The organism is Brucella sp. NBRC 12953 (assembly GCF_040369775.1).
Taxonomy (GTDB): domain Bacteria; phylum Pseudomonadota; class Alphaproteobacteria; order Rhizobiales; family Rhizobiaceae; genus Brucella; species Brucella pseudogrignonensis.
This window is the reverse complement of record NZ_BAABSV010000004.1, coordinates 78,084-91,121: the sequence shown is the minus strand read 5'-3', so window position 1 is coordinate 91,121 and position 13,038 is coordinate 78,084. Positions and strand designations below refer to the sequence as shown.

The window sequence follows — 13,038 nt, the reverse complement described above, 5'->3', positions numbered from 1 at the left end:
TGGTTTCGCCATGCCTATTTGCGCACTTAGGCTGCAATATTGCTGGATATTTACAAGTAGCAAGGAAGAAGATTTTTAACGCAATTGAAACTTGAGCCGGTTCGTCCGGCTATCGTGTAATCAGCGGTAACTCTTTGAAAGAAGAGGAGAAAATGGTGGGTGATGTAGGGATCGAACCTACGACCCGCTGATTAAGAGTCAGCTGCTCTACCAACTGAGCTAATCACCCACTCGCTTCTCCGAGGCAGCGGCCCCGGTGAGGTGAGCGGTTCTATAAAGGCCGCTTTTCTGTCTGTCTAGCCTTCAGTGATAAAAAAATGAAAAAAAGTTGCGGAGATTTCAAAAAGCCCGGAAATGCGGAGTTCTTAATTAAATACTCAATGCACCTATTCCGCGTATAAGTGAAAACTAATCGTTTTGATTGCTAAAATAAATTTCTGCCAGTGGAATCATTCTTGTCATGATTCTGATTTTGAATCATTTTTTCCAAATGACGTTGTAAGTGGACGCAGGAATTTCCATATTCGCAACGCTCGATTTGGACTTGCTAATGCTTCGCTCAAGAGGGGACTGGCATTATTCGTTCGAGCTAAATGATTTGCGCAGCAAAATTCGCAGCCATGTCATCAATTTTTGATGCTTGTCTGAGATGGTTCGGCATATAAAAGACTTGATAGGCAAATAAGTTCTTTGCCATTGAGAGAATGCTGCAAGCGTTTGTTACGCGCAGGCAGGCGAGGGGTTCACGCACCGGATTGTCCTCGTTTAAGAAAACCCGAAGTCACCCCACGGTTGGGGTCTGACTTCAGAATCCGGTTCGCGGCATTTTGAGGACGGAATGGAAAGCATAATTAGCGATCTCGGACAGTTCATTTCCGATCATCGGGTATGGGCGGGTCCTATCGTAGGCATTATAGCCTTCGGCGAGTCTCTCGCTATTATCGGAATGTTCATTCCTGCCACACCTATCATGCTCGCCATTGGCGGTCTGGTGGGCGCCGGAATCGTGGAGCCTTGGCCAATTATCATCGGCGCCATCATCGGCGCGGTCATCGGCGATATCGTTTCTTATTTGCTTGGCTGGTGGCTTGGTCGCAGCATTATTCACAAGTGGCCGCTCAATAAGCACCGCACCGGCATTGCGCGGGCACGATTGCTATTTCGCCGCTATGGCTTCTCGGCTGTTTTCCTTGGTCGCTTCTTTGGGCCGGTCCGTTGTACCGTTCCGATGGTTGCAGGCATGATGTCGATGGATCAAAAGCGCTTCCAGACCGCAAACGTGCTTTCTGCGGTGGTCTGGGCGCCGCTCATGTTCCTACCAGGCTGGCTCGCTGGTCGCGGCATAGGCGTATTTGCGAAGATGGATGGCGATCACATGTTCTGGTCCGTGATAGGCATTACGGCCTTGACGATCGTGGTAACGGTGATCGGTATGCGTTATTTCAAAGGTCGTCCACGTCGTGAGCGCAAGCGCGGCGTGCATGTTTCTCCGGCTGAATAGTATATGGTCTTGCGCGTAAGCCGCGCGTCTGCATAATGCAGCCATCATATGCCATATGAAAACATGGTGTTCTGGAGCAGACAAAGGGTCTGCTTCGTGTCTCTTTAAAAGGTTCATCGCGCTTTATGCCCGACGACAGTTCTGACGATTCGTCTTCACGAAGTCCCGCTCCCTGTATGGGAGCATTGGACTTAAAAGGCTTTGAGCTTTCTCACGCCGTTTGCAATTCCTTCTGGCCGATCCGCTTTTCTGTGGTTCGGGAGGGAAACGCATGCGGCGTTTTTTCTGTTTCCTCTTTTCTCTGATTTTACAGGAGCCGACAAATCATGGATTGGTCCATGGACTGGATTGCCGACCCCAATGCCTGGGTAGGACTCGTGACATTGGTGGTGCTAGAAATTGTTCTCGGCATCGACAATCTCGTCTTTATCGCCATTCTGGCCGATAAACTTCCGCCTCATCAGCGTAATCGTGCGCGTATAATCGGTCTTTCATTGGCCTTGATAATGCGTCTCGCATTGCTGGCTTCGATCTCGTGGATCGTGACGCTGCGCGAACCGTTGATTGCCGTGATGGGACTTTCCTTCTCCGGTCGCGATCTCATAATGCTGGTTGGTGGTCTGTTCCTTCTCGCTAAGGGTACGATGGAGTTGCATGAGCGCCTTGAAGGTGCGCATGGACCTAAGAACACGCGCGTTGCCCATGCGATCTTCTGGCAGGTTATCGTTCAGATCGTCGTGCTTGATGCAGTCTTCTCGCTCGATAGCGTGATCACGGCTGTTGGTATGGTGCAGCATCTGCCGGTTATGATGATCGCGGTCATTATTGCGATTGCAGTCATGATGCTGGCTTCGCGTCCGCTGATGGACTTCGTCAACAAGCATCCAACAGTGGTTATCCTCTGCCTTGGCTTCCTGATGATGATCGGCTTCAGCCTTGTCGTTGAAGGCTTCGGCTTCCATATTCCGAAGGGCTATCTCTATGCCGCTATCGGCTTCTCGGTATTGATCGAGGCGGCCAATCAGATGGCGCGTAAGAATCGCGAAAAGCTCGTGACCACAAACGATCTTCGTGAACGCACAGCGGGCGCTGTTCTGCGCCTGCTCGGTGGCCATCGCGGCGATAACCCACTTTCGGACACAGTTGACGTGATTGCGCAGCAGACGGCTGCCAGTGACGTCTTCCTGCCGGAAGAAAAGGAAATGATCCGAGGCGTACTGGATCTTGCCGATCGCCCGGTTCGTTCCATCATGTCGCCGCGTAATGAGATCGAATGGCTTGATTTGGATGAGGATGAAGCTGAGCTTCATGAAGCGATCCGTAAGCTTTCGCATTCTCGCGTAATTGTTGCCCGTCGTCAGGTTGATGAGTTTGTCGGTGTCGCTTCGGTCAAGGATCTGCTGCTTGATATGACCGACAAGAAGCAGATCAACTGGGATGAAGTGGTCAAGCAGCCGCTGGTGGTTCATGAAAATGCGAATGTGCTTCGCGTCATGGAACAGCTTCGTGTTTCGCCGGTGCAGCTTGCTGTGGTGGTGGATGAGCATGGCTCGTTTGAAGGCGTAGTCACACCGACCGACGTGCTTGAAGCCATTGCCGGTGAGTTCCCGGATGAAGACGAAGAGGCTGCTGTTGCAGAATCAGACGGACAGGGTGGCTATCTGGTTGATGGTTTCACTGATATTCGCCGTCTCAGCAGCATCCTGCAGCGCGATCTGGTGGATGATAGCGATCGTTACACAACGCTTGCGGGCTATGCGCTTTGGCACCTCGGCCATCTGCCGGTGGGCGGTGAAAGCTTTGTCGAGGATGGATACCAATTCACCATCGAAGCGATGAGTGGTCGTCATGTTGAAAAGGTCCGGATCAGGCCCGTCGACGACTACGAAGTGTAAAATAGAATAATTTTGCGAGCATCCACATGGTTGCTCGCAAAATATTTCGCGATGTTAACTCCCATAAAATAAGTGGGATATTGACTTTATCGCAGAAGCCTTCAAAATTAACACATCGTTCATTGCTGCGGCGAAAGCGTGGCCCAAATTGGGCTTCAGATTGCAGCTTGAGTGGTGAGCGTGAAATGGAGGCTCTTATGAACCGTAAAATTCAATTGCTGGCGCAAAGCATAAAAGATGCTGTGCTGCGCATGACGGCCTATCTGGAGCAGCCTTGGCGCGGCATGAAGCTAAGCGCTGATGAAATTGCAGAGCGTCGTCGTAATCGCTTGGAGCGTGGCGAGCAAAATTTTCTCTGGTGCTGGCAGCACCGTGGGTTTTGGTAACATCTAAGCAATGAAAAAAGTTTCGAAAGCCGGGAGCGAAAGCTTCCGGCTTTCTCGTTTTTATTGCGCGTTTCTGCCTGTCTTTGGAAAAATATTCTCAGACCAATTTTTCCGTTAGGCGAGGTTTCCAAGAATGGTTATGAAAGTAGTTTATATATTTAAATCAATGATTTAGATTGATTCTTGCTTGTCTCTCTGTAGATTTGTTTCCCAACAGAAGTCGATTTACGGGCGCTTTGCGCAAGCAAAGTGAGAAGGGTGCGATCTATGAAGAAAATTATTCTATATGCGGCTGTTGCTCTCGGTTTGGGCGTAGCTCCGGTCAGCGCGCAGGAGCCAAAGGAAATCCTCAACGTTTCCTATGACATCGCACGCGAGCTTTACGAGCAGGTCAACAAGGCATTCATCGCGGATTGGAAAGCCAAGACTGGAGAAGACCTCACTGTCAATCAGTCCCATGCCGGTTCATCCAAGCAGGCTCGTTCCATTCTCGAAGGTCTGGAAGCTGATGTTGTAACCTTTAACCAGGTGACGGATGTTCAGGTGTTGCACGATAAGGGCGACCTTATTCCTGCTGATTGGCAGAAGCGCCTGCCAAACAATTCTTCGCCTTATTACTCGTTCCCGGCTTTCCTTGTGCGTGAAGGCAATCCAAAGGGCATCAAGAACTGGGATGATCTCGCTCGTGACGACGTGAAGGTTGTTTTCCCGAACCCTAAGACCTCTGGTAATGCGCGTTATACCTATTTAGCAGCGACGGCTTATGCCAACGAAGCTTTCAAGGGCGATCAGGAAAAGGTTCACGAGTTCATCGGTAAGATTTTCAAGAACGTACCAGTGTTCGATACAGGCGGTCGTGGTGCAACGACGACCTTTGCTGAACGCGGTATCGGCGACGTTCTGGTAACGTTTGAAGCGGAAACGCGCGGTACAGCCAAGGTGCTCGGCGAAGACAAATATGACGTGGTTGTTCCAGAAGTCAGCCTTCTGGCTGAATTCCCGGTTACTGTCGTTGATAAGGTTGTCGACAAGCGCGGCTCCCGCAAGATTGCCGAAGCTTATCTAAACTATCTCTACGCGCCTGAAGGTCAGGAAATCCTCGCACAGAATTTCAATCGCGTGCACGACAAGGACGTGATTGCAAAGCATAAGGATATCTATCCAGATGTGCGCCTTGTAACAGTCGAAGATGCTTTTGGCGGCTGGGAAAAGGTTCAGAAAGAGCATTTTGCCGAAGGCGGCGTACTTGATAAGCTCTTTACTGCTAAGTAAACAAGACTACCCGGCGGGAGCACCCAGCTCTCGCCTTTCTTTTGGAAAAATCCAGTGTCGCTTCTGAGCATGAAACGCAATTCTGTGCTGCCGGGGTTCGGACTGACCCTTGGCTGCACTTTGCTTTATCTGGCGGTCATTGTCGCCTTGCCTCTACTGGCAATGATCCTGAAAACCGCCAGTCTTGGATGGAGCGATTTCTGGAACATCGTAACTTCGGATCGTGCATTGGCGACGTTTCGCATTACAATCAGTGCCGCAGCCGTAGCTACGGTGTTCAACGGTCTGTTTGGGCTTCTGCTTGCATGGGTTCTGTCCCGCTATCAGTTCCCTGGAAAGCGACTGATCGATGCGGCAGTCGATCTGCCTTTTGCTTTGCCTACTGCGATAGCCGGTCTGGCACTGGTGACGCTGTTCGCACCCAATGGCTGGTTTGGTCGCTTTCTTGAGCCGATTGGTATCAAGGTTGCTTATGCGCCACTTGGCATTATGATTGCGATGTTTTTTACCAGTATTCCCTTTGTCATCCGCACCGTACAGCCGGTGCTGGAAGATATGAGTGCTGATGTGGAAGAGGCTGCGCGCAGCCTGGGTGCTAGCCCCTGGCAGGTTTTCTCGCATATTATCTGGCCGACAATCTTCCCGGCGTTCCTGGCTGGCGCTTCGTTGTCCTTTGCCCGCAGTCTCGGTGAGTTCGGCTCCATCGTTTTCATCTCCGGCAATCTGCCGTTTGAAACGGAAGTCACATCACTTCTGGTTTTCATCAGGCTGGATGAATATGATTATCCAGCTGCTGCAGCACTCGCTTTCATGATGCTGCTCATGGCGTTCTTTATGCTTCTTGTGACTAATATCATTCAGGCAAGGCGACTTCGTTATGCAGAGCGCTAGTGCAAGCGCGCAGGCGCGCAACAAGCCGGGCTCTGTGCGTAGCCTGCTGATCGGAATGGCTGCCATTTTGTCAGCAATCTGCATTGGCGCGCCGCTGGCCGTCATCTTCTCCTATGCCTTCAGCAAAGGGGTGGATGTCTTCTTTGGAGAAATTCTCAAGCCTGATACGCTTCATGCGGTGTGGCTGACGATCCTGACCGCGATTGTGGTTGTGCCGATCAATATGGCATTTGGCATTTGTGTGGCGTGGCTGGTCACAAAATTTCGCTTTCCGGGTCGCCGACTGTTGATCACATTCGTCGAAATTCCGTTCTCGGTCTCTCCGATCGTCGCTGGTGTTACGTATCTTTTCCTATATGGCTCGCAGGGACTGCTCGGACCGTTGCTTGAGAGCTACGACGTCAAAGTCATGTTCACGGTTCCCGCGATCTTTCTGGTGAGCCTGTTCGTGACGTCGCCTTTTGTGGCACGCGAGCTGATTCCACTGATGGAAGTGCAGGGCAGCGATGAGGAAGAAGCGGCTCTTACGCTTGGAGCGAATGCCTGGCAGACATTTTTTTATGTCACGCTGCCCAATATCAAATGGGCGCTGCTTTACGGTGCTGTGCTTTGTAATGCCCGCGTGATGGGCGAGTTTGGCGCGGTGTCCGTTGTGTCAGGCGCTATCCGTGGCAAGACCAATACATTGCCGCTGCAGGTTGAGCTCTTGTTCAACGATTACAATGTCGCTGGTGCTTTTGCTGCCGCTTCGACACTGGCTGGCTTAGCGTTGCTGACGCTTGTTCTAAAAATCTGGCTTGAGCGGAAACAGCACGGCTAAAAAGAAACCGCCTGCTTTTTGAGAGGCAGGCGGCTAGCGGTCACGCTGCTTGGGAGAGCGTGTGTGTTATTGGTTCGCGTTGCAGGGATGAGGCGAGGATTGCGCCTTCCGGCCAGTGCGTGAAGCCACTTGCCACGTTGATATGGCCTGCATGGCCGACGTCGACAAAGCCAGAACCCCAGACATTCGCAATGGCTTCTGCCTTGGCAAAGCGCATATATTCGTCATCGCGGCTGGCAACGACGATGGATGGAAAAGCCAATTCATGCCGAGGCAAGGGTGCAAAGCTCGCAAAGCGGCTATCGCGACGCGACATAGTTTCAACGTCTGCCGGGGCGACCAGAAGTGCGCCAGCAACGTGAGCCGCAGCCGGACGGCTTGCAAGATGCGAAACAAGAATACAGCCAAGACTATGGGCAACCAGAACCGCACCGGGATTTTCGGCGAGTTTGGCTTCAAGCGCGTGCATCCAGTCGGATAGCACCGGATAGTGCCAGTCATCTTGTTCGACGAGCACTGCTGACGGATCGTCATGCAACCATTGGCGCTGCCAGTGGCCTGCTTCCGATCCCTTGTAACCGGGGATGATCAATGTCGCAGGCATGCGTTAGTTCCTCTTGGAATGTGCCTTGGGAGGCGTTTCTGCTCTGCATCAGGAGGATATGCGAAGCAATTTCCAAGATAGGGGCTATTTCATATCATTTTAAGGAATATAAATTCAAATTGAGGCGGGTGTGTAAAAATTAATCCCGCCTCAGATTGATTACTTCTTTTGTTTGTCGTTCCAGCGCAGCACAAATTGCGATTTCTCGAAAACGAGAACCACGATCAGCGACATGGCAAATGGAATGAGAAGATAAAGCAGGCGGAAGACGATAAGTGCCGCCAGAACGTCAGCCTGATCCATATCCGGCAGGCCGGTGAGGAAAACCAGCTCAAGCACCCCAAGGCCGCCCGGAGCGTGTGATATGAGGGCTGCCGAGAACGATACCAGGAAGATGCCGAGAATAATCAGGAAGCCCGGATTGCCTGCTTCTGGCAGTGCGAAATAGATGATGCCTGCGGCACCAATCAGTTCTAGCGGGGCTACAATCAGCTGCTGTGTAACAACTGGCAAACGCGGATATTCGAGGCGGAATTTGCCGATCTGAAGTGGGCGTAATTGCAACCAGCTGCCGAAGATATAAAGCAGTACAAAAGCCAGCATCAACAACGCGATGACTATCGACACAGTCGGCGTCAGGTCCGAGTTGAACCGCATCAAAATATGCGGTTCCAGCAGCAGGACAATGCTGGAGGTGATGATTACGCCGAGAATGAATGTGAATGAGCAGAAAGCGATAAGGACAGCGATTTCACTGCCTGGCATTCCTTGCGAGGAATATGCGCGATAACGCACCACTGCACCTGAAACGACCGACGCGCCGATATTGTGCGACAATGCGTAGGTCGTAAACGAGCAGAGGGCGATGAAGAGCCAGGAAATTTTGCGACGCAAATGGAGAAGCGCAATGCGATCATATCCGGCCAGCGAGCTATAGGCGAGGAGCGCTGCTGCTGTTGCCAGCAACCAATGATGCGCGCGGATCGCGTAAAGACTATCCAGAACGTCTTCAAGCGAGATACTGCGCAGCTCCCGATAAAGAAGCCAGGCTGAAACAATGACTGCTAGAATGCCTATTACCGGCCAGATGTAATCCTTGAACTTCATTAACCGATCACCGCACCTTCAACTCGCATCTAATTCCCCTTTATCGATCTCTCCGGTTCTTGCATCAGGTTGCTTCCGGTTCGATCCCCTTCAAATCAACCATGGTCTCGGACGAAGGGCGATGTTGCTGAAAACCCTCGTTTCGTCTCTCGTTTATAATTGCTCTCTCCATTGCTCCGGCGATTTCGGCTTCGCCCAGGATAACGGAGTCTGCACTGAGATCGTGCAGGTATTGTGCTTCAGCTGGCGAACAGGCTCGCACGATGATGCGCAGGCCCGGATTTGCAGCCCGGGCAAGTGATGTTGCGCGCCCGGCTTCAAATGCATTCGGGATAGCAATCACCAGATTGATTGCTTTCTCAGGATTCGCCGCCTCCCATATTTCAGCATCAGAGGCATTGCCCGCAATAGCTTCAATGCCGATTTCTTTCAATCTGAAATAAATCTTGGGCGAATTTTCGATCACAAGGAAAGGCATTTGCTTTTCCTGCAAGGCCGAAGCCACTCGTTTACCGATTTGGCCATAGCCCACAATGATTGTGTGAGCTGTCAATTTGGTGCGCGGTAGCGGTTCGGGTTCCGAGATATCGAGGCTTGTTTCACCCAAATCATTGGTTGAGCCTTCAACGCCCAGACGCTTTTCGATCCAAGGTCGTAGTCGCTCGGCAACAATGAACATGACCGGGTTGAGGAAGATCGAAAGAATTGCACCGGCGAGGATCAGATCGCGCCCTTCAGGCGGGAGAAGGTTGAGGCCTACTCCCAACCCTGCGAGGATGAATGAGAACTCGCCGATCTGAGCAAGACTTGCGGAAATGGTAAGAGCTGTTCCAACGGGACGTTTAAATGCGCGGACAATGAAGAATGCTGCAACCGATTTGCCGACCAGAATAATCAGGAGTGTCGCAATCAGGGGCAGGGGATCACGGATGAGACTCATTGGATCAAACAACATGCCCACGGAAATGAAGAACAGAACCGCGAAAGCGTCGCGCAGAGGCAGCGATTCCTCTGCGGCGCGATGGCTTAGCTCAGATTCGCTCATCACCATGCCAGCAAAGAATGCACCAAGCGCGAAAGATACGCCGAACAGATGGGCGGCACCAAAGGCAACACCAAGCGCTATAGCCAGAACGCCAAGGCGGAACAGTTCACGCGAGCCTGTCTGAACAATGACGTTCAGAAGCCATGGGATCACCTTTCGCCCCACCACCAGCATAAGCGCTACAAAAACTGCAACCTTGGCAATGGTCAGAAGAATGATGCCGCCAATGCCTAGCCCCAGCCACTCGGCGATAGGATCGTTGGCCGCGGCATGTCCGGCTTCAGTGCCGACACTGGCAAGGGCAGGCAGAAGCACCAGCGCCATGACCATGGCGAGGTCTTCGACTATCAGCCATCCGATGGCGATGCGGCCGCGATCTGTATCGATAAGACGCAGATCCTGCATCGCACGCAGGAGAACGACGGTACTGGCCGTTGAAAGTGCCAGCCCGAAGACAAGACCGGCTTTTACGTCCCAGCCAAGTGCAAGACCGAGAGCTGTGCCGAGTGCTGCTGCTGTCGCGATCTGCGCCAGCGCGCCGGGAACAGCAATTGCTTTCACAGAAAGCAGGTCTTTGAGAGAGAAGTGCAGACCAACGCCGAACATCAGCAGGATAACGCCGATTTCCGCGAGCTGGAGAATGAGGTCCTGATCGGCAACAAAACCTGGCGTGTGCGGGCCAGCTATGACACCAGCAAGCAGATAACCGACGAGGGGGGAGATTTTGAGACGGGTGGCAATCGCGCCGAAGATAAACGCCAGACATAACCCGATGACGATTGTCGCAATCAAAGGCGTGTCATGGGGCATAGGGGTGCCTTCCCGTTCTTCAGTCTTATAAAACTTTTATGGAGAGCCGGGCATGATCGTAACCATGCCCGGCAATGGAGTTATTTTTGTGCAGCCGTGTTGTCTTCAAGCGCCTGATGCGCTTCCCGACGATGCTGCCACCAGTTGCCTAGCAACAGCAGAATCGGTGCTGCGATGAAGATCGACGACGTCGTTGCAATGAAGATACCGAACAGCATCGGCACGGCAAAATTATGAACGGCGCTGCCGCCCCAGATTGCCATTGGCAGAAGGCAGAGGAACGTCACAACCGATGTATAGATACAGCGGACGAGTACCTGATTGATACTCATATCGACGATCTCACGCAGAGGCTTCGTTTTGTAGAGACGCATGTTTTCACGCATACGATCATAAACAACGACCTTATCGTTTACCGAGTAACCGATAGCGGTCAGAAGCGCTGCAATGGCGGTCAGGTTGAAGTCGAGCTGAAGCAGCGCGAAGAAACCAACCATCTTCGTGGTATCGAGTATCAGCGTGATAATCGCGCCGACTGCGAAGAACCACTCGAAGCGCCACCAAAGATAGATGAGCATACCGAGAGCCGAAAGCACAACCGCGATGAACCCAGAACGGGCCAGTTCGCCGGAGACCTTTGGTCCCACAACTTCGGTACGTTCAATCTTCACACCCGGATCGATTTCAGTAACAGCGTCACGCATCTTGTTGACCGCAACCGTCTGCGCTTCTTCGCCGCCATCCTGACGCTGAATACGGATCAGCACATCATTAGGGCTGCCAGCAGACTGCAGGGCAACTTCACCAAGGCCAAGTCCGCCGAGCTTCTCACGCAATTGCGCCAGATCAGCAGGTTGCGACGTGGTGATTTCCGCCTGAATGCCGCCCTTGAAGTCGATGCCGTAATTCAGCCCCGGCTTGAAGAAGAGCGCGATCGAAGCAATCGACAGGACGATGGAAACGCCGATGCCGAAGAAGCGCGCATTCATAAAGCGGAAGTTAGGGTTTTCAGGCGCGATCCTTACCAGTGGCTCAATGCGAAGCACCTTGAGCTTGCGACGACGCACATACCAACCCATCGCCATGCGAACCAGCGTCACGTCGGTAAACATCGAGATCACGATACCGAGCATCATGGCAACAGCAAAGCCGCGCACCGGGCCTGTGCCGAACATGAAGAGGAGCAGGGTCGAAATCAGCGAGGTGACGTTGGAGTCAACGATTGTAGCAAAAGCGCTATGGAAGCCTCGGTCGAGGGCTGCCATGGCACCAAGGCCTCTTTTTGTTTCTTCTCGAATACGTTCGTTGATGAGAATGTTCGCGTCAACCGCGATACCGATACCCAGAATAATACCGGCGATACCGGGCAGCGTCAGTGTCGCGCCGATAAGGCTCAGTGCTGCGAAGGTCAGCAACGTGTGGAGTAGAAGCGCTACGTTGGCAATCAGACCCCAGACACCATAAAGCAGCTGGATGAAGATCGCGACGAGGATAAAGCCAGCGATACCGGTGATCAGCCCCATCTTGATGGCGTCGCCACCGAGGTCAGGACCAACTGTACGCTCTTCGATAACCGTCAGTGGGGCAGGGAGAGCACCTGCACGCAACAATGCTGAGAGAACAACACTGTCCTGAACCGTGAAGCTGCCGCTGATCTGGCCGTTACCACCGGTAATCGGTTCGCGGATGACCGGCGCGCTCAGCACCTTGCCGTCGAGAACGATAGCAAATGGGCGATTGACGTTCTTGGTGGTGATGTCAGCAAACTGACGGGCACCGAGGCTGTCGAAGCGGAACGAAACGATTGGTTCGTTGGTGCGCTGATCAAATCCTGCACGCGCATCGGTAAGACGCTCACCGGACAGGGCAACCTGGTCTTCAATTGGGTATTTGATGTTTGGATCTTTGGAATCCGGCAGGATGCTGACGCCCGGAGGCGGTGCATCATTCGGATTCGCGTCAGCCACCATGTGGAAGCTCATCTTCGCGGTGCTTCCGAGAAGCTGGCGAAGTTGTGCCGGGTCCTGAAGGCCCGGAAGCTGAACAACGATACGGTCGGAACCAACGCGCTGGATCGAAGGCTCGGCAACGCCGACCTGATCAACACGCTGGCGAATGATTTCAAGGCTCTGCTGAAGCGCTGAATCAAGGCGATAGGTGAAACCAGCCTGTGTCAGTGTCAGACGAATCTGATTGTCGCTGGACGTTACGTCGATATCGTTGATCGCCGCGCCGAAGCCGCTCGTGTTAACCTGAGAAATCAGGGTTTTGAGCGCGGTATCGGCCTTTGCACGCTGATCGGCGTCAGGGATCGTCACGATGACGGAATCACCAACGGCGCGGATCGATTGTGGCTGAATGCGTTCAGCGCGCAGCTTGCCGCGTGCATCATCAAGCAGCGCACGCATACGATCTTTTTTGAGACCAGCTCCATCCACTTCAAGAACAAGGTAGGAGCCGCCACGCAGATCGAGGCCGAGCGTTACCTGTCGTTTAGGGAACCACGACGGCATCGCGTCGAGATGCTGCTGTGTAAAGAAATTGGGCAAGGCGATAATGACGCCGATCAGAACGATCAGGCCATATAGCACAGCGACCCATTTAGAAGTACGCATGAGTTGAAGTTCCGGATATTGAGCGCATTCAAATTTCGTAATGAATACAAAAATTTAAGGCGCATTTCTTCGTAAGTGATTCAGGATTGGCT

The 13,038-nt window shown here is 52.6% G+C and carries 11 protein-coding genes and 1 tRNA gene; 6 read left to right on the top strand and 6 right to left on the bottom strand.

The window, feature by feature from the left end; translation table 11 throughout:
- Nucleotides 1-153: 153 nt before the first annotated feature.
- A tRNA-Lys gene (locus ABWV94_RS10740) sits at nt 154-229 on the bottom strand.
- A gap of 360 nt (nt 230-589) precedes the next feature.
- The gene (locus ABWV94_RS10735) at nt 590-751 is read right to left on the bottom strand and encodes a hypothetical protein (RefSeq protein ID WP_153222971.1); all 162 of its coding nucleotides are present in this window, start codon (nt 749-751) and stop codon (nt 590-592) included.
- Nucleotides 752-838: 87 nt separating this feature from the next.
- Between ABWV94_RS10735 and ABWV94_RS10730 the strand changes: the two genes are divergently transcribed.
- The 6 genes from ABWV94_RS10730 to cysW all read left to right on the top strand — a co-directional run bounded on the left by ABWV94_RS10730 (nt 839) and on the right by cysW (nt 6,765).
- Nucleotides 839-1,501 carry a DedA family protein gene (locus tag ABWV94_RS10730; RefSeq protein ID WP_007875629.1) on the top strand — a complete coding sequence of 221 codons (663 nt, stop codon included), beginning with the start codon at nt 839-841 and terminating at the stop codon, nt 1,499-1,501.
- A gap of 326 nt (nt 1,502-1,827) precedes the next feature.
- Nucleotides 1,828-3,396, top strand: coding sequence for a TerC family protein (locus tag ABWV94_RS10725; protein WP_007875627.1), 1,569 nt, complete (start codon nt 1,828-1,830; stop codon nt 3,394-3,396).
- Between the two features lie 197 nt (nt 3,397-3,593).
- Nucleotides 3,594-3,782 (top strand): hypothetical protein, encoded by a 189-nt coding sequence (locus tag ABWV94_RS10720; protein WP_039859886.1) that lies wholly within the window; start codon nt 3,594-3,596, stop codon nt 3,780-3,782.
- 267 nt (nt 3,783-4,049) lie between these two features.
- Nucleotides 4,050-5,054: a thiosulfate ABC transporter substrate-binding protein CysP gene (cysP, locus tag ABWV94_RS10715; RefSeq protein ID WP_079212036.1), complete on the top strand. Its 1,005-nt coding sequence runs from the start codon at nt 4,050-4,052 to the stop codon at nt 5,052-5,054.
- Between the two features lie 69 nt (nt 5,055-5,123).
- Entirely contained in the window at nt 5,124-5,945 is an 822-nt protein-coding gene (cysT, locus tag ABWV94_RS10710) for a sulfate ABC transporter permease subunit CysT (RefSeq protein WP_051063921.1), read from the top strand.
- Nucleotides 5,932-6,765, top strand: coding sequence for a sulfate ABC transporter permease subunit CysW (gene cysW / locus ABWV94_RS10705; RefSeq protein ID WP_285534581.1), 834 nt, complete (start codon nt 5,932-5,934; stop codon nt 6,763-6,765). The genes cysT and cysW overlap by 14 nt, the downstream gene beginning before the upstream one ends.
- 40 nt (nt 6,766-6,805) lie before the next feature.
- Here cysW and ABWV94_RS10700 read toward each other — a convergent pair whose 3' ends face one another.
- The 4 genes from ABWV94_RS10700 to secD all read right to left on the bottom strand — a co-directional run bounded on the left by ABWV94_RS10700 (nt 6,806) and on the right by secD (nt 12,946).
- Nucleotides 6,806-7,369 (bottom strand): alpha/beta hydrolase, encoded by a 564-nt coding sequence (locus ABWV94_RS10700; RefSeq protein ID WP_064320780.1) that lies wholly within the window; start codon nt 7,367-7,369, stop codon nt 6,806-6,808.
- A 159-nt stretch (nt 7,370-7,528) separates the two neighbouring features.
- Nucleotides 7,529-8,476, bottom strand: coding sequence for a lysylphosphatidylglycerol synthase domain-containing protein (locus tag ABWV94_RS10695; RefSeq protein WP_007875615.1), 948 nt, complete (start codon nt 8,474-8,476; stop codon nt 7,529-7,531).
- A 64-nt stretch (nt 8,477-8,540) separates the two neighbouring features.
- Nucleotides 8,541-10,331, bottom strand: coding sequence for a cation:proton antiporter domain-containing protein (locus tag ABWV94_RS10690; RefSeq protein WP_353413593.1), 1,791 nt, complete (start codon nt 10,329-10,331; stop codon nt 8,541-8,543).
- Nucleotides 10,332-10,411: 80 nt separating this feature from the next.
- Complete coding sequence (gene secD, locus ABWV94_RS10685) at nt 10,412-12,946, bottom strand: protein translocase subunit SecD (RefSeq protein WP_113498048.1); 2,535 nt, start codon at nt 12,944-12,946, stop codon at nt 10,412-10,414.
- Nucleotides 12,947-13,038: the final 92 nt, after the last annotated feature.